Source organism: Nitrososphaera viennensis EN76 (assembly GCF_000698785.1).
GTDB lineage: Archaea > Thermoproteota > Nitrososphaeria > Nitrososphaerales > Nitrososphaeraceae > Nitrososphaera > Nitrososphaera viennensis.
The window spans coordinates 1020676-1041915 of the sequence record NZ_CP007536.1; the positions used below are offsets into that span (position 1 = coordinate 1020676).

Consider the following 21240-nt stretch of genomic DNA (forward strand, 5'->3'; position numbering starts at 1 on the left):
TCGGAGCCGGAGACTATCTTGCAATGACTTCTCATCAGATTGGTGCCTTATTGTAGAGGTTTTTTGTTGTTCTGTGCCGAAAAGTGCTATTCGTACCGTCTTTAATTCGTGTGTTGCCGAAGCCTCTCGTAATGATTATTATGCCGACTATTCCCGCAGCCATCCGAGACAACTCAAATGGACCAAATTCCGGAATAGGATGAGCGAGTTCTAGTTTGTATAGCTTTGAAGCAATCCCTGTTGTCAGATACGGGTTAATGCCGACTAGGACTGTACTGCCATCTCCACTTACGATGTAGCTTGTCGGAGCTTCAAGACCCGTATAGGGCGTATGCCTGTACGAACCGTCGGTGCTTGTAACTCTTAGATCTGCAATGGGAATTCTGGCGCCGGCCCCTTGGATGTATGTAACAAGTTCATCGTTAGGACTCCACTTTAGATCGTGTGGACTAGTTCCGGCTTTTTCATATACCGTAGAAGTTTCATTCTTTTCGATATCCAGTACGAGAAGCCGTATCAATCCAAAGTAGACTTGCCCTTCAATATTCTTGGCGATTGGAATCGCGATTCTTTTTCCATCGTGACTGACGGCGAAATCTGATGCCAAGTTTCCTTCGTATAGTTTTGAAATCTTGTTGCCAGTAGAATCTGTGAGCCAGAATGTATTGAATTGCTCAGATGCACCCTCTGCTGACGAAGTTGAGTGTTTTTCGGCAATGACCAGGTTGTAGGTGCCATTTCCGTTGGCATTTCGCAAAACGTCAAAGTCATAGTAGGTTCAAGCCGGGGCTCGAACCCACAGTGGTAGCAGGCACAGAGGGACTCAAACCCTCCAACCGCAGAAATTACTTCTTTTAACCTTGTGCGTGCATGATGTTGCCGCAAATGAAAAACAAGAAACCGGAAAGGGCGAAAGAGCAGCAGTACATGCTTGGCGGCTCCTCGAAAATTCGTGTTTCGCGTTTTATGCACGTACGTGCTCATTTTATGCAATTATGCACGCTCGAAATCCGGCCTTATGCACCACGTTTGTTTTTGCAGAATATATCCCAGCATACGCTCAAAATATTCCAAAAAAGGAACAATATTCCAGCTCGGGCAAGGCAATTATTTCAGTACCAATACCCGTCAAGATTAATATAAGGTAGAAACCGTCTCGCAATTCATGCCTTTGGAAAAGGGTTCACTTGTATTGGTAGATTACACTGCTAAAGTTAAGGACACTAACGAGGTTTTCGAGACTACTCGCGAGGAAGAGGCGAAAAAGACCGACCTCTACGACCCGACCCGCAAGTACGAGCCCAGGCTCGTCTCGGTGGGCGAGGCGTGGGTGCTCAAGGGCCTCGACGAGGCGCTGGCAAAGGCGGGCGTCGGCGACAAGATGAACGTCGAAGTCACGCCGGACAAGGGCTTTGGCGAGCGCGACCCGAACAAGGTGAGGATGATCCCGCAGCGCAAGCTCGGCGACAAGGCAGACGAGGTCCGCGTCGGCGACGTGGTGGAGCTGGACGACAGGACAGGGATCGTCCGCTACGTCGGCTCTGGCAGGCTGCAGGTCGATTTCAACCACCGCCTTGCAGGCAAGACGCTCGTGTACGACGTCAACGTCATCAAAAAGCTTGACACCGACAACGACAAGATAACTGCCCTCATAAAGCGCAGGATCCCGATAGAGGACGCCAAGATCAAGTTCAACCTGTCAGGCGCAAACCTGGACATGGAGCTGCCCGAAGAGACGTACATGGCAGAGGGCCTGCAGATAATAAAGAGGGCGGTTGCAAACGACATATTCAAGTTCGTCCCGGCTGTCAAGAACATCAAGTTCATAGAAAACTACGCAGCCCCGCAGCCGGCTACTGAAAAGAAGGAAGAAGGAGCGGCAGCCAAGCCGGCTGCCGCGGCCACCGAAGCCAAGGCAGAAGCAAAATAACCTTCCCCTTTTTACCCCTTTTATGGTAGCAAAAACTTATTATATTAAAAAACACAAGTTTCCTGCAGCATGGAAAGCGCTCAACACGTACAAAGCATAACAGTAACCCCAAAGGCGGCAGAAAAGGTCGCCGAGTTCATGAAGCAGGAGGGCAATACTGGCCTCTTTTTGAGGGTTTATGTCACCGGCGGCGGATGCTCGGGCCTGTCATACGGCATGGGCTTTGAGGAAAAGCCGGACGAGGACGACAGCATCATCGAGCAGAACGGCGTCAAGGTTCTTGTTGACAGCTACAGCCAGAGGTACCTGAGAGGCGCAAACATCGACTATGTCGAGAGCCTGATGGGTTCCGGCTTCAAGATCAACAACCCGAACGTCACAAAGAGCTGCTCGTGCGGACACTCGTTCAGCACAGAGTGAGTAAGCAAAAACTCTCTCTCCCTCTTTTCCTTCTTCTTTTCTTCTCGTTTGGATAAAACCTTATTAGAAGACCCTTTGCGACGGATTTGCATCACACTTGCCTCATGCGCGCAGGATAATCGACATTATTTTCATAGCACTGGTCCTTGTCGCCATCTCGATCACGGCGATCGTGGTCGCCAGGATCGTGACCGACGCGTTCAAGCCAGCAACGCTTGAAAGCAATAGCAGCGTCGAAGAAGGCGCTAACGCCAAACTGACCATTACAGACCCGGACGCGAATTTTCAAGATCAGTCTGAAAACCCAGCAATGCCACAAAGCCAGACAAATACAGGCGATTTTGCTTTAATTCTTACAGATGCAGAACAGGCGGGAGGGCCGCTTGACCACCCCGCCGCAACCGCACTGTACGAATACGCGCCTTTCACCCTCCCGATAACGTGGGGCGCGGTCGCCGGGACCGTCATCTGGCGGGGCAGGGTCAGGTCGCAGTGGAGCAAGCAGGGCTACGACTATGACACCTTCAAGCTCATTACAAAAATGCGCGGAAGCCCGACCCGCCAAAAGCTTCTCGAAGCGGTCAAGAACGAGCAAAAGAACAAGCTCCAGCTTGCAAACGAGCTCGGAGTCGACTGGAAGACAATAGACAACCATGTCGGCATGCTGCTCGAGGCCCGGCTCATAGAGGAAAAAGATGTCGTCGGCACTGCAAGGTATTATGCCATAACAGAGAGCGGCGCAAGAGTCCTGACCCTGCTTGCCAGCAGCGAGCTTGGCAATAGTAGTAGCAGCAAAGCGGATGGCGGCGATAAAAAGTGAGCAGGATTGCTTTTCTGGTTCTGGTTTTTTTCTGCATGCTCTGCATGGTGACGCTGTCCAACGTGCCAAAGGCGCAAGCGTGCAGCTGTAGCGGTCCGAGGCCGCCGGACGAGATGTTTGAAAAAAGCACCGCGGTGTTTGCCGGCACAGTCGTCAGCATCGAGACCGGCGACTACAGCAGAACCGTGCATTTTGGCGTGGAAAGGGCGTGGAAGGGGGTGTCGGCAAGGACGCTTGCGCTGACCACGGCAGGTTCAGGTGCTTCGTGCGGCTATGATTTTGACAAAGGAAAGGAATACGTCGTATACGCCCACGGAAGCGAGGAATCCTCTCTGGAGGCAAGCATGTGCAGCCGGACACAACTGCTTGCTGATGCGTACGACGACCTTGCTTACCTTGGCGAAGGCTACATTCCGGCGCCAGGCCAGCCAATAGTTGTAAAAGAGCCGGGCGACCCGTTCCTGCCGTTTATAGGCATCGGGGTCGCCGTCACTGCAGCGATCGTGCTTTTTACCCTGAGAAAGAGCAAACAACAGAAATGAAAAAATTGTGGGGCGGTTCCTTTGCGTTTATGCCATCTTTTCCTTCTCCTGTTTTGGCGCCCTCCTCTTTAGCAGCAGAGAGAAGGCCAGCGACGCGGCCGACAGCAGGCTGGCCGTAAGGAAGACCATGTTGTACGATTCGGGGGCAGGGTACGAGCTTCCTTGTGCCGACGACGTATGCTGCAGCTGCTGCATGTACAGCCCTGCGAGCGCCGGGCCTATCGACATCCCTATGAAGAACAGCAGCGCGCCCACGCCCACCGATATTCCCGTGAACTCTGCCGGGGACGAAGACACGATGATGTTCCATCCTGCGGTGCTTGTCAGCGAAAGGCCGGTGGCTATTATTGCGAGGTTGGTCGACACCAGCAGACCCGACGAATGGAACAGGAGCAGGCCGATTCCTCCAATCAGGCTGATTATGCCGCCAACTATCGTGGGCTTGATGTTTCCTATCTTGTTTATGATAAAGGCCGTCGCGGTGGCAAACACCAGGAACATTATCATGAACGGGAGCTGGACGTTTGCCGCGTCTACCGCGTTCCCGCCAAACCCAAACGGCTGCGGGCTCCTTACCAGCTGCACCACGGACGGGTACACAAGGAACATCGTTATCCCTGTCGCCATCAGTATTATGTACGACGGCAGGAGGATCTTGTGCTTCAGCAGCCTCAGGTCGAGCAGCGGCGATGCCGTCCTTTTCTCTATGGCGACAAAGAGCACAAGCGAAACTGCCGATGCTGTAAAGGCGCCTGCTATCTGTGCCAGGTTCCCCGGGTTGACCCCGGTCTCTACAAGCGTCATTCCCATCAGAAACGACGATATCGCGGCTGACAATGCTATTGCGCCCTTGATGTCTATTGCAGGCGACGGCTTGCCGGTGTTCCCCGTGCCCTTGGCAGACAGCAGCCGCAGGCGCGCTTCTCTGCTGCCGTTGTCTTTGACGAGTATGGCGATCATCAGAGTCACTATCGCCGCGACCGGGGCTATGGTAAAGAACGTGGAGTGCCAGCCAAAGTGCTGGATTATGCTGGCCCCTATCAGCAGGCCGACCACGGAACCGGCCGAATACGCAGAGCCGAATACCCCCACGGCTATGGCGAGTTTTGACGGCGGGAACGAGTCCCTCAGGAGGCTAAAGGCAGCAGGGACGGCTGCAAGGCCCACACCCTGGATTATCCTACTGGCAAGCAGGAACGATATGCTGTTTGCAAAGCCTCCCGCGGTGATGCCGGCAACATATATTGAAAGCAGTATGAGCAGTATTTTCTTTTTGCCGTACATGTCGGACAGCTTGCCGGCAATCGGTGTCATTACGGCGGCCACTATCAAATACGCGCTGAATATCCACGCCGAAGTGCCGTACGGTATGTCAAAGTCCTGCATTATCTCAGGAATAGCCGGCAACAGCATGGTCTCCGAGAACATCACTGCCAGGAGAGTGCTGCTGAGTATGGCCAAGGTGAACCACGCTGAACGGCTGCTGGTTACTGCTACCGGCGCGTTCTGCTCTTTTTCCTCCGTTCGTCTCCTCTTTTCCTCTTTCATGCCCGCAACTTTTAGAATAATGAATATATAAACACAGAGGTTTACAAATTAGTTTACAAATTATACGAGCTACGTGCTAGATCATGCCCGGCTATAGAGATTCAATAGGCAGTTGCAGATTTTAGGCAACCAATCTCTATCTAACTATTGTTCTGTATCTCAAACCTGCACACGCGGTCGCCGTTGGCAGCCCTGTGGGTGGCTTCCACTTTTGCATCAAGGAGTTTTTCAAACATCTCGACCTCGGTGCTGCACGCCTCGCCGTGCTTTTCTGCTATTTCAAGGATCGGGCAGTTGTATTCCAGCAAGATGTGGCCGCTTCCTCCTCCTTTCTGGCGCCCGTGTTTCTTTGATTCTGCAATGTAGCCTTCTTCGTCTCGAATCCTTGCCAGTTCCTTGACTTTTGCATCAAAGGTCAGGCCCTTTAGGCGCGGGTAGTACTTGTCGTAAAGTTCGCTCTGCCGCTCGCGCAATATTTTTTCGACGCCTTCCTTGCCCATGTTGCGCTCTATGAAATCAAGCGCGCAGACTGCAACGGCGTTGTACGCCTTTGGAAACACCCTTTTGCAGTCATTTGTCAGTTGATAAAACATCTTGGGCCGGCCGACGCCCTTCCTTATTTCGATGCTCTCTACCAGCCCCCTTTCCTGCAATACTGCCAGATGCTTGTGAACAGCCATCTTGGATATCTTCATGGCTTCAGCCAGGTCCCTGAGCTGGGCTTGCTGCATGACCTTGAGGTAGTACAGAATCTTCTTTTTTGGGCCGCTGTATCCACCCGCAATTTCATTCGATTCTGGGGCAGAGTCCATATGCTTTGATTCTTTTTTGGCAAGAATATACCTTTTGGTTTACAAATAATAGTAGGCACAACGTCGCGGTCCGTTTCTGCTCCACGACATGCCAGTCATCCCATATCATTCTGGGACGCCGTCCTGCGCACGCGCGCACACACAGAGAGAGACAGCCGGTAGCTGTAAAGGAGCAGGGCGACGCGCCTCTGCCATTTATAGGCATGGGGCCGCAGCGGTTGTGTAATGATTATGCTTTTCACCCTGAAAAAGCATGCAACAAGAATGAAGTAATCAGAAATTGTGTGTTTTTGTTCATCGAATGAACTAGTCTTTTCAGTGAATGAACTACTATCAATAAATAAACAATTATCGGTTTTTCCTTGTGGGACGATCTGCCCTCATTTCAATTTCATCTGGGGTGCTAACCGCCGCTGCTGCAGTGGCGCTCCCTGCATTGAGCATCATCATCAGCAGCATCCTCGCAATTCCCAATTCAGGGTCGGAACAGGAGCGCAGTGGAAACTTGCCATCATCAATATTTTTGGCGATCAGCAAGGCAGGATAATGCTAACGATTACAGCGGCAGAAAGTGCAAAAATGAATGCTGCAGGAACAATCAAGCTGCTTGCCCGAATGAAACGCGAGATTGAAAAATAGAGACATGAGTTGACTTGACCTGAGAAACTTGCATCGCACGGTAAATCAAATGTGGAAAAGTACTAGCCATCGTGCAGTTCTATCACCACCATCATTGTCTGCGTCGCCTTGACCTTTTCCATCCGCCTTATGCGCCGGTTCACGACCTCCTTTAGCCGGTCTTCGGTATCAGCACAGACTTTAACAATTATGTCAAAAGTGGAGCCGTAAATCTGGCAGGCCTCGACGACCCCCGGCAGCGTCTTGAGCTCGTCAATGAGTGCATTCTCGCATCCAAGTTCGCAGTTTATCAGAATGTATGCTGACGGCATGGAACCACGACACATGCACTGTGCAGATCTCTGGAAAAGTCAGGCGGGTGACAATAATATTCTGGCTGCTGCCGTACCGGTTCTACGGCGGCAACCTCCTTCTCCGACAGGGTCATTTTTCTACTTCACCTAAAACCACTCCACCACCACCATCATCATACGTCATAGTACATCCTGAACTGCTGCTCCTTTGAGCCATCTCCGGCTTCTGCCACCTCTTTTTCCTTGAGGGCAAGGTAAGTTTCCAGCAGTTCGTCGCTAAAGCACGACTTTAGGTAGCCGCTATCGCTCTTTAGCGCGTCCAGCGAGTCTTTCAGGCTGCCAGGGAGCGGTTTGATCCCAAGGCTGCTCCGCTGGCTGTCAGACATTCTGTAGATATTTTCGTTTATCGGATCTCCGGGGTCCATCTTTTTCTTGATGCCGTCAAGGCCCGCTGACACAATGGCGGAAAACGCCAGATACGGGTTGGCTGAAGGGTCCGGCGCCCGGAACTCGATGCGCTTTGATCCAGAGCTTCCCCTCTCGTTTACCGGCACCCGTATGATGGCCGACCTGTTTCCCCGCGACCAGGCGGCGTACACAGGCGCTTCAAAGCCCGGAACCATCCTGTAATACGAGTTTACCGTCGGCGCGGCAAGGGCGGCCAGCGAAGCCGAGTGGCTGAGCAGCCCCCCGACAAAGTACCTCCCCGCCTGGCTGAACTCGGCGTACTCGTCGGCAGAATCATAGAAAATGTTGCGGCTATCCTGTCCTGCTGCCGGCGACTTGGTCCACAGGCTCACGCTGACGTGCATGCCCGAGCCATTGTCGCCGGCCCTCCTGTCATTTTCGTCAAAGATCGGTTTTGGCATAAAGTTTGCCACCTTGTCGTGCTTTTTTGCCACGCTTCTGACGACGTCTTTGTACACCTGGACGTTGTCTGCCGCCTTGGTCAGCGTGTCGTGCATAAAGTTGATCTCTATCTGGCCGCTGCTTGCAACTTCGTGGTTCAGGTTCGTGACCTTGATCGAGTAATATTTTTCCAGCATCTCTGCGACCTCGAACCTGAATTCCAGCAAGGAGTCCTGGAAGGGAGGCGCGTCGTACCCTCCCTTTCTGCGGAGCGGGTACTTGCTGTGGCCTTCATCCTCTACGGATACGATTTTGGCCTCCTGGCCGCCTCCAAAAACAATGTCGTCAAAAATAAAGCACTCGACCTCGGGCCCGACCTGGCATGCGAGCCCGTCGTAGGCGAGGCGCTCCTCCACGCACTGCGACACGTGCCTGGGGTCCCGGGGAAGCCTTCCCTTTCCAAAGCCCCTGTACACGTCGGCAATAACCGTCGCCACGTTAAATTCAGGCAGCGGGACTTTTCTCAAAGTCGACCTGTCCGGGACCAGCAGGAGATCCGACTCGTCTATGGTCGCAAAGCCTCTCACCGACGAGCCGTCCAGGCCGACGCCGCTTTTGAAATACTCCCGAAGGTTCCTGTTCCCGCTGAAAACATATTTTGCCAGAAACCGGCCGGGAACGTCCGTGTACCTTATCTGGATAAACTCGGCAGCCGTGATGTCATCGGGGCTGCTGTGCCGCCGCAGCTCTAGCGAATTGTCTCTAAGGGACATATATACAATAGATATGGCGCTTGTACAATATAAGGCCACTCACGATTATTGTTAAAATATGCAATCCTAAATCAGAAAATACTTTATATTTGTAAATCAATGCATGCATGACGGCCATATGGACAAAACGGATGTAAAGATACTCGAAAAGCTGCTGGCTGACGCCAGGATGTCCTACCGCAGGATAGCAGAGGAGATTGGCGTCTCGCCTCCGACGGTGCTGGCAAGGGTGGAAAAGCTGCAAAAGGAAGGCGTGGTCAAGTCCTACTCTGCCATGCTCGACCACGAAAAGCTGGGCTACGACCTAACTGCCATAATCGACATAACTGCGGCCAAGGGCAAGATAATCGAGATCGAGAAACAGATAGCCCGGTTCCCAAACGTCTGCGCGGTCTATGACATAACGGGCCTGACTGACATGACAGTCATTGCCAAGTTCAAGAACAGAAAGGAGCTCAGCAACTTTGTGAAAAAGGATCTTTCCCTGCCATACGTCGAAAGGACAAACACCCACGTGGTGCTGATAACGGTAAAAGAGGATTTCAGGTTTGTCGAAAGCTAGTTAGCGCATTATGTGTGTGTGAATATATGCAAAGCCGGATTTCTCGGCTTTCTGCAGTGCACTTGAGATCACAGAGTGAAATTGCATTTTCTGGACAACATTTTGAAATAATTCTTCCCTGTTAACTACCGTGTATGGCTTTAGTTTGGTGAAGCAGCCATGAAAGTGAAAATGTGGAGGCTCGTGATAAGGATAAAGAAACATGACACATTGCACGGAAAGCCGCTGCACAACGCGCTCATAGATTTTCTGATCAAAGCTGGAATCAGCGGGGCCACAGTCTGGGCGGGAGCTGACGGCTTTGGCAAGCATGGCAGGTCGAGAATCCACCTGGAAGGAATCAGGATTGACTATCCACTTTTGATCGAGGTTGTAGAAGAGCGGCCAAAGCTGGAGCCCTTGCTCCCGCAAATCGGGCGAATGGTAGGAGACCACGGCCTAGTTACGCTTGAAGAAGTACTGGTTTTTTAGAAGAAAAAAGTATTTGCGCAATATTTTTTCAGGCCGGGATGAGCCGACAAGCTAGCGCTGCCCGAAACCATACACTGGTAATTCTTAGGCGGATTTGCTAGGCTTTCCTTCGTAATATCACTGGCGACCCGCGGAAGAGCTACCAGTGTAGGAAATCAGTCGCATGTCAACAAGCACTGAAAAAGTGATCTATCCTGATGCTGTATAAACAGGAGATAGGTTTGCCAAAATGGGTAAATAAAAGTTATATTTCTATATATCTGTGAAAAGAGATAGAAGAAACTTCTATCCGAGTTTAAGAGTAATATCAAAGATCTTGAGAATTCTCTTGGAGAACCCTACAATCACAAGGACCGACTTGTGCCAGAAGGCGGGGCTAAATTATAGCAGGTTTTTGAATCATCTTGATTGGCTAGGACAAAAAGGCATCATTGAGCTCAAGCTTGATTCTTGTAGAGTGGTTGTAACGCTGACTAAAAATGGCCGAGAATTTACCATGATGCTCAATCAAAACAACATAAGATAGACGTTTGCGTCTATCTAGAGTACAATCCTGTACAATTATTATACAAAAATGTTAGCGAAGCTTATTAGTTCATATCTATGGCATGTCGTACCATGGCAAATCGTGTACCGAATGCCATAAACGGGGTAATGATGTCACTGCTTCTTTTGCTGGCGGCATACTCGCTGCCTGCGGTGATATCTCTGACCACAAAAGTAAACGATTCAGGTAATCAAGCACTTGCAACCAGCAATACAATCCCTGATGACAAGATACTAAAAAGAAATTGGAGTGATTGGAAAGATCAATACACGGAGGATGAATTTTATACATTAGAGAATAACACGCAGTGGTATACGGATACTCTCAAAAATAACCCATCTCTGAACAACGTTATGAATGATGCCATAGCAAAAGACCTCACAGTGATACATAACTTCCACACCATGATTCACAAAAAGGATTATGGTCAAGAAGTTTTAGCATTGATTGTGTCAAAGCAGAGAATAACTCATACATACTCTGCAGATGAACCAGTTAAGCGATTACATGATTGGCTAATATCTAAATACGCAGTGCCATCTACTGTATCAGAAATAGACAAAAGACTACAGGATATGGAATATGACAAATATGCTCCACTTGTAAGTCAAGTCATAGGTGCATATGATGACGCCGCTAAAAATGGCGTTGTACCATATGAACTCTATGCTCAAGACAAGGATTATTGGGGAAATGTGTCATTTCTATCATTTTGCCAGTTAGATGTGAATTGTTCATTCGGTGAAACAGATAACAATGCCAATACTGCAAATACAAACTTTAGTGGCAACATACTAGATTATGTATACATTCTAGTTTCCTATCTGGACAAAATGTATGAATCACACAATGCTTATGCATTGACTACGCACTACACTACATACTTCTTCTACCAGTTTACACCATCAAATGGTTGCCTAGACGGTATGTCTTGTCCTATTGTTCAATATACTAGCGGAACAACTGGACCTGTCAGTCTTCACTTTGACAGCAATGGAAAACACGCTCAAGGATCAAGCATGTCAGTATACGCTGTCGCATATGACCAAAACAACTATCAGAGTTCACATAATGTAACGTTTACCGTCACAGTCCAGGGGTATAGTGTAAATAATTACCAATGTGTAGATTCATTAACTGGCACCGGTTATATTCAGAAAACCCAGAATTGTTCTATACCAGGCTATAGCCAAACCACACCTTGGACATTTTTCATAGACGGAACTGCTGATGTTTGGTCTAATTAGATATATTGATATATCTAATACCCCCTTTTTTTACTTGTGATTGTTATGAAACAATTACACCTTTTAATAATCTTGGCAGTGGCAGCATCTTTCATCAGCGGTATCGGCCTTACCATGTTTATGTCATCATCTTACACATCAAATGACCCAAACCATGTTGTTGTGGCTAATCAGATTGATAATAATACATTCATCTCTCAAGATAACGGTACTGTTTTTGCAGCCGTCAATCCGAATACAAACCGGATTTATCTAGCAAATGAAGTCAGCAATACTGTATCTGTAGTAGACGGAAACGACAATGCAAAGATTGCAAGCATACAGGCTAGTGGTTTGCCTTTAAAGTTAGCTGTCAACCCAGATACAAACAGAATCTATGTTACAGAACATCACATTGTTAACAACATAGAACAAAACGGTACGGTAACTGTCATAGATGGAAGCAACAATGCAAAGATTGCAAGCATACAGGTTGGCGCATATTCACAAATATCTGTCAACCCAGATACAAACAGAATCTATGTTACAGAACATCACATTGTTAACAACATAGAACAAAACGGTACGGTAACTGTCATAGATGGAAGCAACAATGCAAAGATTGCAAGCATACAGGTTGGGGTGAATCCTTCTGGAATAGCTGTCAACCCAGATACAAACAGAATCTATGTGATACACCACTATAATAAAATAAATGACAAATGGCAAAACGGTACGGTAACTGTCATAGATGGAAGCAACAATGCAAAGATTGCAAGCATACAGGTTGGGGTGAATCCTTCTGGAATAGCTGTCAACCCAGATACAAACAGAATCTATGTTACTAACTATATAGATGGCACCGTCTCTGTGATTGATGGTAATAGTAACACAGTCATAGGCAAGCCAATCAAATTAGATTTTGGTGTTGAAGGAATAGCAGTTAATCCTCTTGCAAATAAGATCTATGTCGCTAATGGAATAACTGCCACCGTATATGTCATAGATGGTGGCGATACTGGAAGCAAAGTGGATGAGATTCGGAAACTATTTGCCTGGAACGTAGCTGTCAATCCAGTCACAAACAAGATCTATGTGCCAAGCTATTTCTTTAACAATCTTTCAGTAGTAGACGGCAAGCATGATAACATAATGACAGTCATTCCAATAGGAATGTATCCTGACTAAGAGATAATCGAAGAACACATGCGCGTGTGTCCGAACCTACTATAATGTCGATATCTTGGTAGAACGCGATTGGGCTAACCACCAATTCAATAATTACAAATTTACCAAGATGTACTGCTGATCAACTTGTCGTTTGCTCAATGGATGAGATGCTCAAGTCCAGCCGACGCCAAGTTACCAAAAACTGTAACTCTACACTGGAAACTCTTCGGCGGGTCGCCAGTGATATTACGAAGGAAAGCCTAGCAAATCCGCCTAAGAATTACCAGTGTATGAAACCAATAAAGCTTTATAGCCGCGGATACTGCTACAACAAATAATACAGGCTATGGCATTAGCCCTGGCGCAGGCCAAAACTGCCCTTTTGAAGAGAGGCGCGGATAATGCCTACTACTACCAGTAGAAAAAAGAAGGATTGGTGAGCACACACATACATTGGAACTAAGGGCATGGCGCCTGATAATAAGAATAAAGAAGAGCGACCAGCTGCGCGGAAATAGTATTGAAGAGATTCTGCTCGATTTTCTCAGGGCCAACAGGGTTTGGGGCGCCACAGTCTGGGTAGGAGTCGACGGTTTTGGCAAGCGAAGAAAAGCGGTGAGAAAAGTTGAAGGGATAACGTTTGACTGCCCCCTTGTCATAGAAGCGATAGATGAAAAGGAAAGACTAGAGCCCTTGCTGATCGAGATAAGGCAGATAGTTGGCGACAATGGTCTGGTCACTTTGCAGGAGGTTGGCATCATATAATGAGCAGAAAAATCCGGGCAATATTTGCAGACTATGATGGTACGCTGTGCCCTGCCGCAAACTTGCGATCTAGTGATGACGGAACGTCGTTCATACCAAGCCCTCTGGGAGAGACCCTGTGGACTCTCTCAGGATATATCCCGGTCTGCATAATCTCGAGCAAAGATTCACACTTTCTAGTCAACAGGGCGCCATTTGCAACCGTGTTCTCCTGCATCATGGGAATTGAGACCCTGGTGGTCAAAAGGCGCAACAATAATGACATTCTGCCAGAGATTGAAAAGCGCAGGCTATCCATCAATAGAGCAAGGCTTCGAGAAAATGCGCGCAAGCTTGATTCCATATCGCAAATTGTCCAGTCAGAGTTCCCATTTGTGACGGCTGAAAAAAAGCGAACCAGCGACGATTTGCTTGCCGGCGTCACAGTCGACTGGAGGAAAAAGAAGGACTGGGATGAACCGCGGGATGCCATAGAATCCTATGTACGGAAGATCGTCTCAAAATACAACAACAAATCCTTCAGGCCCGTGTATCTAGAGACTTACTCGTCGCATCCATTCATCGATATCTATGCTACGAAATGCGACAAAGGCACCGGCTTTAAGCATGTCCTTTCAGAGATAAAGATGAAGGGCGAAGGCCAGATCATGTATCTTGGGGATTCTGAAAATGACAACCCTGCATTCCGGCTGGCTGACATCCCTATTGGAATCAGGTCAGACCCGCGACTAAAACCTAGATTGGAATGCGACTTTGTTCTAGAACAGGACATGCTTGCATCATTTCTGCAGCGCCTGCTAAGAAATGACCTGGTATTTTCAGAGGCATTGTAGTCAAGTTGTCGGCGGTTGTTTGCTCATGGTTATTGAGCGTCAGCAAAGACTGGATAGAACCTTGAGCGATTCCACCTACCAGCCGCGGAATAGCATATATAATAAAAGAACTATTGTGCGCGGAGTAGTTTCCACTGGAAGCACGCCCCCTCCCCTCTGCCCTTCCCTACGCGCAGAGACAGAAAGAGAAAGAGAGAGGGTTACGGCCAGAGGCCGCGGATCTTGATCGCTTCGACGACCCTGTTGACTGCCAGGACCATCGAGGCCTTGCGCATGTTGACGCTGTATTCCTCGTGTGTGTGGTAGATGTCGAGGAACGCCTTTGTAATGTTCTTGTCAAGTTTCTGGTTAACTTCGGCCTCCGACCAGTACTCGCGCCGGAGGTTCTGCAGCCACTCAAAGTACGAGACCGTGACACCGCCCCCGTTTGCCAGGATGTCGGGTATCACAAGCGCCTGGTTCTTGTAGAGAACGTCGTCGGCATCAGGAGTCGTTGGCCCGTTTGCAGCCTCGGCCACGATCTTGGCCTTGACGTTCTTGGCGTTCTTGGCGTTTATCTGGTTTTCAAGCGCGGCAGGTATCAGGATAGTGCAGTCGGTCTCCAGCAAGTCCTCGTTGCTTATTGATTTTGCGCCGGAAAACCCGACGACAGAGCCCGTCTTTTCCTTGTGCTTGCGGAGCGCCTGCACGGACATGCCGGCCTTGTTGTAGACGCCGCCCTTCGAGTCCGATGCTGCAATCACGGTCGCTCCCTGCTCCTCTACGAGCTGCGACGCAAACTGGCCGGCGTTGCCAAAGCCCTGCACAGCAACGGTGGCGTTTTTCATGTTTATCTTGAGCTTCTTTGCCGCTTCCCTCACCGTAAAGGACAACCCCCTGCCGGTCGCCTCGTTCCTGCCAAGCGAGCCGCCAATCGGGATCGGCTTGCCGGTGATGACTTCGGGCTGCACATAGTTGCCCTTTAGCGCCGAGTAGGTGTCCATTATCCAGGCCATCTCGTTGCCGCCAGTGTAGACGTCAGGAGCGGGGATATCCGTGTGCGGGCCTATGATGTCGGCGATGCCGTAGGCATAGCGCCGGGTCATCCTTTCAAGCTCGCCCTTTGACATCTCCTTTGGGTTGCAGATGATTCCGCCCTTGCCTCCGCCGTACGGGATGTCGGCAATTGCGCACTTCCAGGTCATCCACATCGAAAGTGCCTTCACTTCGTCGACCGTGACCTGAGGGTGGTAGCGGATTCCGCCCTTGTACGGGCCGCGGGCGTCGTTGTGCTGCGACCTAAAACCGGTGAAAACCTTGATCTCGCCAGAGTCCATCTTGACCGGGATAGAGACTGTAAGGACACGCTTTGGGTGCGCCAGGACCTGGTGCATGCCCTTGTCGAGCTTTATCAGTTTTGCCACTTCGTCAAGCTGCTTGAGTGCCATCTCAAAAGGGTTGATCGGCTGGGACATGCCTCCAATCTAACAAAATAGCGTATTTAAGCCTAAGGTTTTGCCTAAGGCCAGGCCTATTATACATTCATGCGCTGAGAGATGAGCAATTTGAGCTCCTCGTCGCTCTTGCCGGCGAAGTCGATGCCAAGCGAGGCTGCTATCATCTCCAGCTTTTCCCGCTCTGTTGCAACGGGGCGGGTTATCCTCGGGATCTTATTTATGCCGGCGTCCCTCCTTGCCTGCTCGGCAGCACCCTGCATCTCTTGCCTGAACTGCTGGCGGGCCTTTTCGTACTCGCCAACCGCCTTTCCGAATGTGCGCGAGACCTGCGGCAGGCGCTTTGCACCAAAGATGAGTATAAGCGCAACAAGGATTATGATTATCCATTCTGATCCCGCTATGTTCATCATGAGCAGGCCGGAAAACGGCATATCTCTCTATGTGTAGACTGAATATGAACTGGAATTAAATATTTCCGCCCAGCAGCCTCTTTTCAAGGCCGCCTATGGCGTCGACCATCGCCTTGCGCCTCTTTTCCTCCGTGACGACTGCCCGGATGTCCTCGATAAGCATCCTTGCCACGTCAAGCTTTTTGCGCAGGCCGGCCACGATGTTGTCGTACACTGCAAAGGGGTAGACTGCGCCGTAAATATCCTCCATCACGGCAAACAAGCTCTCGGCGTCCTTCTCGTTGCCGGATCGCATGCGGTCGTACACCAGCCTCTTTATCTCACCGACGCAGTCCAAAAGCCCGGTGAGGTACGACGGGCCCGATACTTCAAGGTCGGCCATTGACGGGAGCTGCTGCGACTGCCCTTCCATCACCGCCCGCAGCACGTACGCCTCCACCAGCTCCTGTTCCGCCAATGCGATGTACCGGTAGAGGTCGTCGCCGGCGTGGACGCGAAACTCGGCAAGCATGGCCTTTGCCTGGCCCATCATTTCGGCCGCCTCGCCAAGCTGCCCGTGGTGCATCGCGATTATCGACTTGCTGCATAGCATCACCGCGTCGCGTGTTCCCTTGATCAGTTTTTCGCGGCGCTCCTGCACGTCCTTTAGGTCCCTGTTGATGGCTTCAAGCGAGCCCTGAATGCTAACAACTGGCATATACGCTGTCTAGCGCGACAGGTTTGGATAAAAGACTTGCGACGATGGCAGCGACTACAATTTTTATAGACGGGACAGATAACCGCTAGGCGGACTTAGTTAGTTGGGCAACCTTCGCCGGAGCAGGGGCTATGCCTTTGAGCACGGGCTTGTTGAGCGCTTTAACGCGCTCAAAGGGTGGCACGCGCGCCGCCTCGGCGGGTCATCGACCGGCCTGCCGGACATTGTGGCGGTAAACAACATACAGGGCATACTGCTCACCATCGAGGCCAAGTCCGGCACAAGCGACATCCTGTACGTGCCGCAGGACCAGATCGAAAGGTGCATGGTAGTCACGGACATGTTTGCCATCTATCCCACCCGCCACATCGTCTTTGCATTCAAGTTCATGAGCAAGAAGAGGTTCCGGCGCAAGAACGCGACAGTGTACGAGCAGCGCAGGCTCGTAGAATACTACAAGGTCGCAGACGCGCTTTCGAGCATGAGGCCGCTTCCCATAGTAAAGTGCACGTACGACGGCAGGACGTTTGCGATGCTTGACGGCAAGACCGTGGAGCTGAACCTGCCCGACCTCCCCATGCCGTTTCACAAAAACAACGGTGCAATGAAATGAAGACAGCAGCATTTCTTGAATTTCCAGCGATAGGCGAAAAGGCAGAGATCGAGCTTGATGGCGCGCAGTCGCCCCGGACGGTCAAGGCGATTATCGGCAGCCTGCCCCTGACCATGACGATCGAAAGGTGGGGCGACGAGCTGTATTCAGAGGCGACGCCGGTAAAGGTTGCAAAGGAAAACGCAAAACCAGAGGTGTGCCTGTTTGACGTCGCGTACTGGCCTAAAGGCAGCGCGCTGTGCTTCTTTTACGGACCTACGCCAATAAGCAAGGCGCGCGGCACGATAGTGCCATACTCGCCAGTCAACATTGTCGGCAGGATAAAGTCAAGGCCGCCAGACATCCAGGATTTCCTGCGCAGGGTAGAAGAGGCGCACGTAGCAAAGCGCGTGCCTGCGATCCTGCGCTAGCGGCAGCCGTACTTGTGGGCCCACGGCTCTGAGGCAAACTCGCTTTCATCGCAGAAATTCGTGGACGCCACGGCGTGCCCTGATTCCAAAAGCTCGGCGTTTAGCATCTTGTCGCCACAAAACACCTTTGCCACCATCCTGCCATAGCTTCCCGCCTGCTGCCCGTCATCCTCGTCCACAAGCGCAGTCGAGCCGACGGGGCACAATGCCGCCGTAAAGTCCGTCGCTTCCTTGTAGCCAGGCTCCCCTCTTTCGGGCGTGTTTACGAGCGCAAGCCGGATTGCAATATTGTTGACCCGGATTGTGTCGCCGTCCGTTATTCTCGTGACCGTGCCAGAAAAGCATACAGCGGCGCCGACGCAACGGGCTACCGAGGAAACGCCGGCGACGTCGAGAAAACCGGCAGAGGCTTTGGAGAGTGGTTTCGGAGTGGACAGGCCGTCCCAAACGAAAACCTGGATTATGTACCTCCCTTCTTTTTGCGGGGTCCACGGCAGTTCAAAAGAGCGCTGTCCTGTAAAGGAGACCTCCTCCCACCCTAAATAGTCTGTATAGCCGTCTTGGTCCTTTACCTGCACAATGTACAAGATCGAGTCCTGCCGGCTTGAAGTAATGTCCACCTGTATCGACATCTGTCTTCCGGCCTCAAACTGGCCACCTTGTGGCACCACCAGCAACTTGTTTATTGTAACGTCATCATTATCAACCGTCTGAGCGAGTGCGGGGATTGGCACCAAAGCTAGAGCGACCAAAAAGAGGGCCTTGAGCACAGCTCTTGAAAGGCCGTGTAGTTATATTAGATTGTAGGTTCATATTGCGGAATTGCTGTAATATTTTCAGTAATAGATACCCCGGACTCGCGGTAACGGGCGCAAACGCTGCAAGCATTTGTATTTCAACAATCCATATTTTACCATCTAGAGCAGAAAATGTGTAATTTTTCTTAATCAGAAAATAATTGTTAAAAATTCTCAATAGTACAAACCCCGAATACAATTATACTTAGTTCCACAGGCCTTATAAGTTGCAAACGCGATACTATATTGCTTTTCAGAGAGAGAAAATGAAAACATCGCTAGTATCCCCATGCAAACACGAAAAGACGGTCACAGACCCAGAGTCTGGCGAGATTATTTGCCGGAGCTGCGGGCTCGTGATATCGGACAAGATACAAGAGATGCGGCCCGAATGGCGCGCGTTTACCTCTCAAGAGGCAGACGACAGGGCTAGGACTGGAATCCCCAGTTCCCTCGCACGCCATGACATGGGCCTGTCTACAGTGATTGCAAGGACGGACAAGGACGCAAGCGGGCGCCTGATAGAGGGTGTCATGAAGTCAACTATGGACAGGCTGAGGGCGTGGGATTTCCGCACGCAGGCCCACTCGCCGACTGATAGGAACCTCAGGCAGGCGTTCTCGGAGCTGGACAGGCTAAAAGACAAGCTGTCGCTGTCCGACGCCGTGGTGGAAAAGACGGCTTACATATACAGAAAAGCGCAAGAGCGCGGTCTCGTAAGGGGCAGGACCATATCCGCGACCCTTGGAGCGGCGCTGTACATTGCGATACGCGAGACAGGCATGTCAAGGACGCTAAAAGACATCGCCGAGACCAGCAACGTCAAGCGCAAGGACCTGGCAAGGATGTACAGGCTCGTAGTGCTTGAACTGGACCTGAAAATCCCGATGATAGACCCGATGAAGTGCATCGCAAGGGTCGCAAGCAAGTCGGGATTGAGCGAAAAGACCAAGCGGCATGCTATGAACATCATGTATGATGTCGTAAAGAGCGGCATGTCCGCCGGCAAGGACCCTATGGGACTTGCGGCATCAGTGCTGTACATGGCGTCGCTTGAGACAGGCGAGAACAGGACCCAGACGGACATCGCCGAGGCCGCAGGGGTCACCGAAGTGACCGTCAGAAATAGGTACAAGAATCTAAAGAGCCGGCTTGATTCGCTGGCGAATTAGACTCTACTGCTACCTCCCCCTTTTTGATATTAGTTAATAATGATAAACACCTAAATAGCAATTTTTAGTAGACATCGTGCAACCGTGGCAGCGTCTGCCGACGTTTCCTCCATCATCAAGAGAAATGCGCTGCGCTATTCGCTTGTAGCAATAGCATCCGTTTTTGTCTTCGAGTTTACAGCAGGCATCATCACAAACAGCCTTGCTGTCCTGGCAGACAGCACCCACGCGCTGCTCGACGCTGTAGTGACTGCAATACTGATAATCGCAGTGAGCCTTGCCGCCAAGCCCCGCGACAAGGAGCACACGTATGGCCACGGCAGGATAGAGACGATAGGCGGCTTTATCGGCGGAACCGCGCTCTTCGTAGTTTCAATATTTTTCATATACGAGGCTGTGGCAAGGCTCGTATTCGGGGGCACGGCCGCACTATCGGTCAACCCCGGCGTGATAGGCTTTGCAGCAGTCGTGTACACGCTTGCAGTCGACGCTTTCAGGATGGCGGTGCTTGGCAGGGCGATGCGCAGGATAAGCGCCGCCACGCTCAAGGCCGACCTCTACCACGCAATAGCTGACTTTGCATCGACCGCAGTGGCCCTTGTCGGCCTGTGGCTTGTCACCACCGGCTTTTACCAGGGCGACGCGATTGCCGCAATTGTCCTGGGCATATTCCTTGCTTATCTCAGCAGCAGGTTTGCGTACCAGAACGCGTTCGAGCTGACAGACAGCATCCCGCCGAGGCTGGTGGCAAGGGTCCGCCAGGCTGCCGCAGGCACAGAAGGCGTGCTTGACTGCAAGGACGTCAAGATGAGAAGGGTTGGAAGCGAGATCTTTGCAGAAGTCACGATAAGCCTAAAGGCGGACATCAGTTTTGAAAAGGCGCACGAGATAAGCGCGCTGGTAGAGCGCAACATCGAGTCAAGCCTTGTAGAAACAGGCGACGCCGTTGAAAGCGTCACCGTGCACTTTGAGCCGATATACAGCCCCGACCTGCCGCTTGAATCGATAATCGAGCGCGCGGCGGCACGCGTGTCGGGGGTAAAGGGCGTCCACAACATCATCGTTTCAAGGGTCGACGGCACCGACAGGCTGGAAGTGTCGCTCCACATCCAGGTCAACAGGTCAGCAAGCCTGAGCGAGGCGCACGCAATAGCAAGCGCGGTCGAAGAGTCGATAAAGGGTCAGGTCAAGCGCGCGGAAAACGTGACCGTGCATCTGGAGCCCCTCATGCCGGCGGTGGCCGGCGTCCAGCCGCTTGCAGACGTCGAAATCCAGAACTCCATACGGCAGATCGTTCTTGCGGCAGGCGATATCAAGAAGGTTGGAAGGATAGCGACGTTTAGGACCGACGAGGACACGCTCAAGATAGACGTCGACATTGGCTTTTCATCCGACGGGCCAGCCACGATAGAGCAGGTGCACGAGCTCGTGACAGAGATAGAGAAACAGATACGCGCCAAGTATCCCGGCTCGATAGTCACGATACATGCCGAGCCGGGCTAGCT

26 protein-coding genes are annotated in these 21240 nt (G+C 51.0%); 17 read left to right on the forward strand and 9 right to left on the reverse strand.

What is annotated here, in order from left to right; translation table 11 throughout:
• Positions 1–34: 34 nt before the first annotated feature.
• Positions 35–757, reverse strand: a complete 723-nt coding sequence (locus NVIE_RS05830; protein ID WP_075054442.1) for a hypothetical protein — start codon at positions 755–757, stop codon at positions 35–37.
• 408 nt (positions 758–1165) lie between these two features.
• Here NVIE_RS05830 and NVIE_RS05840 point away from each other — a divergent pair, with 408 nt between their 5' ends.
• The 4 genes from NVIE_RS05840 (at position 1166) to NVIE_RS05855 (ending at position 3712) form a co-directional block, all read left to right on the forward strand.
• Positions 1166–1930, forward strand: coding sequence for a peptidylprolyl isomerase (locus NVIE_RS05840; RefSeq protein ID WP_075054444.1), 765 nt, complete (start codon positions 1166–1168; stop codon positions 1928–1930).
• 69 nt (positions 1931–1999) lie between these two features.
• Positions 2000–2350 carry an iron-sulfur cluster insertion protein ErpA gene (gene erpA, locus NVIE_RS05845; protein WP_075054445.1) on the forward strand — a complete coding sequence of 117 codons (351 nt, stop codon included), beginning with the start codon at positions 2000–2002 and terminating at the stop codon, positions 2348–2350.
• A 97-nt stretch (positions 2351–2447) separates the two neighbouring features.
• Complete coding sequence (locus NVIE_RS05850) at positions 2448–3170, forward strand: ArsR/SmtB family transcription factor (RefSeq protein ID WP_075054446.1); 723 nt, start codon at positions 2448–2450, stop codon at positions 3168–3170.
• On the forward strand, positions 3167–3712 hold the full coding sequence (locus tag NVIE_RS05855) for a hypothetical protein (RefSeq protein WP_075054447.1): 546 nt from the start codon (positions 3167–3169) through the stop codon (positions 3710–3712). The genes NVIE_RS05850 and NVIE_RS05855 overlap by 4 nt, the downstream gene beginning before the upstream one ends.
• Positions 3713–3739: 27 nt before the next feature.
• Here NVIE_RS05855 and NVIE_RS05860 read toward each other — a convergent pair whose 3' ends face one another.
• Both NVIE_RS05860 and NVIE_RS05865 read right to left on the reverse strand, forming a co-directional pair.
• A complete protein-coding gene (locus tag NVIE_RS05860; protein WP_075054448.1) occupies positions 3740–5260 on the reverse strand; it encodes an MFS transporter in 1521 nt (506 codons plus the stop codon).
• A 140-nt stretch (positions 5261–5400) separates the two neighbouring features.
• Positions 5401–6072 carry a helix-turn-helix transcriptional regulator gene (locus tag NVIE_RS05865; protein WP_075054449.1) on the reverse strand — a complete coding sequence of 224 codons (672 nt, stop codon included), beginning with the start codon at positions 6070–6072 and terminating at the stop codon, positions 5401–5403.
• Positions 6073–6390: 318 nt separating this feature from the next.
• Here NVIE_RS05865 and NVIE_RS14780 point away from each other — a divergent pair, with 318 nt between their 5' ends.
• Positions 6391–6711: a hypothetical protein gene (locus NVIE_RS14780; protein ID WP_144239533.1), complete on the forward strand. Its 321-nt coding sequence runs from the start codon at positions 6391–6393 to the stop codon at positions 6709–6711.
• A 62-nt stretch (positions 6712–6773) separates the two neighbouring features.
• Here NVIE_RS14780 and NVIE_RS05875 read toward each other — a convergent pair whose 3' ends face one another.
• On the reverse strand, positions 6774–7022 hold the full coding sequence (locus NVIE_RS05875) for an Lrp/AsnC ligand binding domain-containing protein (RefSeq protein WP_075054451.1): 249 nt from the start codon (positions 7020–7022) through the stop codon (positions 6774–6776).
• Here NVIE_RS05875 and NVIE_RS15860 point away from each other — a divergent pair.
• A complete protein-coding gene (locus NVIE_RS15860) occupies positions 7010–7216 on the forward strand; it encodes a hypothetical protein (RefSeq protein ID WP_227717495.1) in 207 nt (68 codons plus the stop codon). The genes NVIE_RS05875 and NVIE_RS15860 overlap by 13 nt on opposite strands.
• Here NVIE_RS15860 and glnA read toward each other — a convergent pair.
• Positions 7178–8626, reverse strand: a complete 1449-nt coding sequence (glnA, locus tag NVIE_RS05880) for a type I glutamate--ammonia ligase (RefSeq protein WP_075054452.1) — start codon at positions 8624–8626, stop codon at positions 7178–7180. The two genes, NVIE_RS15860 and glnA, sit on opposite strands and share 39 nt — an antisense overlap.
• Before the next feature lie 118 nt (positions 8627–8744).
• On the opposite strand from glnA, the gene NVIE_RS05885 reads away from it, so the two are divergent.
• The 7 genes from NVIE_RS05885 (at position 8745) to NVIE_RS05915 (ending at position 14200) form a co-directional block, all read left to right on the forward strand.
• A complete protein-coding gene (locus NVIE_RS05885; RefSeq protein ID WP_075054453.1) occupies positions 8745–9188 on the forward strand; it encodes an Lrp/AsnC family transcriptional regulator in 444 nt (147 codons plus the stop codon).
• Positions 9189–9347: 159 nt separating this feature from the next.
• On the forward strand, positions 9348–9659 hold the full coding sequence (locus NVIE_RS05890; RefSeq protein WP_075054454.1) for a DUF190 domain-containing protein: 312 nt from the start codon (positions 9348–9350) through the stop codon (positions 9657–9659).
• 262 nt (positions 9660–9921) lie between these two features.
• Positions 9922–10185 carry a winged helix-turn-helix transcriptional regulator gene (locus NVIE_RS16280; RefSeq protein ID WP_075054455.1) on the forward strand — a complete coding sequence of 88 codons (264 nt, stop codon included), beginning with the start codon at positions 9922–9924 and terminating at the stop codon, positions 10183–10185.
• 92 nt (positions 10186–10277) lie between these two features.
• Positions 10278–11453, forward strand: a complete 1176-nt coding sequence (locus NVIE_RS05900; protein WP_075054456.1) for a hypothetical protein — start codon at positions 10278–10280, stop codon at positions 11451–11453.
• Positions 11454–11531: 78 nt separating this feature from the next.
• Entirely contained in the window at positions 11532–12620 is a 1089-nt protein-coding gene (locus tag NVIE_RS05905; RefSeq protein WP_227717540.1) for a beta-propeller fold lactonase family protein, read from the forward strand.
• A 435-nt stretch (positions 12621–13055) separates the two neighbouring features.
• The gene (locus NVIE_RS05910) at positions 13056–13367 is read left to right on the forward strand and encodes a DUF190 domain-containing protein (protein ID WP_075054458.1); all 312 of its coding nucleotides are present in this window, start codon (positions 13056–13058) and stop codon (positions 13365–13367) included.
• Positions 13367–14200, forward strand: coding sequence for an HAD hydrolase family protein (locus NVIE_RS05915; RefSeq protein ID WP_075054459.1), 834 nt, complete (start codon positions 13367–13369; stop codon positions 14198–14200). Before NVIE_RS05910 ends, NVIE_RS05915 begins: the two co-directional genes overlap by 1 nt.
• A gap of 200 nt (positions 14201–14400) precedes the next feature.
• On the opposite strand, the gene NVIE_RS05920 is transcribed toward NVIE_RS05915, so the two are convergent.
• Genes NVIE_RS05920 through NVIE_RS05930 form a run of 3 tightly spaced genes read right to left on the reverse strand, consistent with a single transcriptional unit; the run spans position 14401 to position 16743 of the window.
• Positions 14401–15654: a Glu/Leu/Phe/Val family dehydrogenase gene (locus NVIE_RS05920; protein ID WP_075054460.1), complete on the reverse strand. Its 1254-nt coding sequence runs from the start codon at positions 15652–15654 to the stop codon at positions 14401–14403.
• A 59-nt stretch (positions 15655–15713) separates the two neighbouring features.
• Positions 15714–16067, reverse strand: a complete 354-nt coding sequence (locus NVIE_RS05925; protein WP_227717496.1) for a twin-arginine translocase TatA/TatE family subunit — start codon at positions 16065–16067, stop codon at positions 15714–15716.
• A gap of 34 nt (positions 16068–16101) precedes the next feature.
• The gene (locus tag NVIE_RS05930; protein ID WP_075054461.1) at positions 16102–16743 is read right to left on the reverse strand and encodes a translin family protein; all 642 of its coding nucleotides are present in this window, start codon (positions 16741–16743) and stop codon (positions 16102–16104) included.
• 103 nt (positions 16744–16846) lie between these two features.
• On the opposite strand from NVIE_RS05930, the gene NVIE_RS05935 reads away from it, so the two are divergent.
• Together NVIE_RS05935 and NVIE_RS05940 are read left to right on the forward strand one after the other, a co-directional pair.
• Complete coding sequence (locus NVIE_RS05935; RefSeq protein ID WP_075054462.1) at positions 16847–17356, forward strand: hypothetical protein; 510 nt, start codon at positions 16847–16849, stop codon at positions 17354–17356.
• Positions 17353–17766: a cyclophilin-like fold protein gene (locus NVIE_RS05940; RefSeq protein WP_075054463.1), complete on the forward strand. Its 414-nt coding sequence runs from the start codon at positions 17353–17355 to the stop codon at positions 17764–17766. The genes NVIE_RS05935 and NVIE_RS05940 overlap by 4 nt, the downstream gene beginning before the upstream one ends.
• Here NVIE_RS05940 and NVIE_RS05945 read toward each other — a convergent pair.
• Entirely contained in the window at positions 17763–18500 is a 738-nt protein-coding gene (locus NVIE_RS05945) for a thermonuclease family protein (protein WP_158435116.1), read from the reverse strand. The two genes, NVIE_RS05940 and NVIE_RS05945, sit on opposite strands and share 4 nt — an antisense overlap.
• A 329-nt stretch (positions 18501–18829) precedes the next feature.
• Between NVIE_RS05945 and NVIE_RS05950 the strand changes: the two genes are divergently transcribed.
• Together NVIE_RS05950 and NVIE_RS05955 are read left to right on the forward strand one after the other, a co-directional pair.
• Complete coding sequence (locus tag NVIE_RS05950) at positions 18830–19735, forward strand: transcription initiation factor IIB (RefSeq protein ID WP_075054465.1); 906 nt, start codon at positions 18830–18832, stop codon at positions 19733–19735.
• Between the two features lie 84 nt (positions 19736–19819).
• Positions 19820–21238, forward strand: a complete 1419-nt coding sequence (locus NVIE_RS05955) for a cation diffusion facilitator family transporter (protein ID WP_084790655.1) — start codon at positions 19820–19822, stop codon at positions 21236–21238.
• Positions 21239–21240: the final 2 nt, after the last annotated feature.

What these genes read in the sequence shown, in the direction of transcription:
- NVIE_RS05840 (WP_075054444.1), top strand. Translation starts at nt 1,166, where the DNA reads ATGCCTTTGGAAAAGGGTTCACTTGTATTGGTAGATTACACTGCTAAA.
- erpA (WP_075054445.1), top strand. Translation starts at nt 2,000, where the DNA reads ATGGAAAGCGCTCAACACGTACAAAGCATAACAGTAACCCCAAAGGCG.
- NVIE_RS05860 (WP_075054448.1), bottom strand. Translation starts at nt 5,260, where the DNA reads ATGAAAGAGGAAAAGAGGAGACGAACGGAGGAAAAAGAGCAGAACGCG.
- NVIE_RS05865 (WP_075054449.1), bottom strand. Translation starts at nt 6,072, where the DNA reads ATGGACTCTGCCCCAGAATCGAATGAAATTGCGGGTGGATACAGCGGC.
- NVIE_RS15860 (WP_227717495.1), top strand. Translation starts at nt 7,010, where the DNA reads ATGCTGACGGCATGGAACCACGACACATGCACTGTGCAGATCTCTGGA.
- NVIE_RS05875 (WP_075054451.1), bottom strand. Translation starts at nt 7,022, where the DNA reads ATGCCGTCAGCATACATTCTGATAAACTGCGAACTTGGATGCGAGAAT.
- glnA (WP_075054452.1), bottom strand. Translation starts at nt 8,626, where the DNA reads ATGTCCCTTAGAGACAATTCGCTAGAGCTGCGGCGGCACAGCAGCCCC.
- NVIE_RS05885 (WP_075054453.1), top strand. Translation starts at nt 8,745, where the DNA reads ATGGACAAAACGGATGTAAAGATACTCGAAAAGCTGCTGGCTGACGCC.
- NVIE_RS05890 (WP_075054454.1), top strand. Translation starts at nt 9,348, where the DNA reads ATGAAAGTGAAAATGTGGAGGCTCGTGATAAGGATAAAGAAACATGAC.
- NVIE_RS05900 (WP_075054456.1), top strand. Translation starts at nt 10,278, where the DNA reads ATGGCAAATCGTGTACCGAATGCCATAAACGGGGTAATGATGTCACTG.
- NVIE_RS05915 (WP_075054459.1), top strand. Translation starts at nt 13,367, where the DNA reads ATGAGCAGAAAAATCCGGGCAATATTTGCAGACTATGATGGTACGCTG.
- NVIE_RS05920 (WP_075054460.1), bottom strand. Translation starts at nt 15,654, where the DNA reads ATGTCCCAGCCGATCAACCCTTTTGAGATGGCACTCAAGCAGCTTGAC.
- NVIE_RS05925 (WP_227717496.1), bottom strand. Translation starts at nt 16,067, where the DNA reads ATGCCGTTTTCCGGCCTGCTCATGATGAACATAGCGGGATCAGAATGG.
- NVIE_RS05930 (WP_075054461.1), bottom strand. Translation starts at nt 16,743, where the DNA reads ATGCCAGTTGTTAGCATTCAGGGCTCGCTTGAAGCCATCAACAGGGAC.
- NVIE_RS05940 (WP_075054463.1), top strand. Translation starts at nt 17,353, where the DNA reads ATGAAGACAGCAGCATTTCTTGAATTTCCAGCGATAGGCGAAAAGGCA.
- NVIE_RS05950 (WP_075054465.1), top strand. Translation starts at nt 18,830, where the DNA reads ATGAAAACATCGCTAGTATCCCCATGCAAACACGAAAAGACGGTCACA.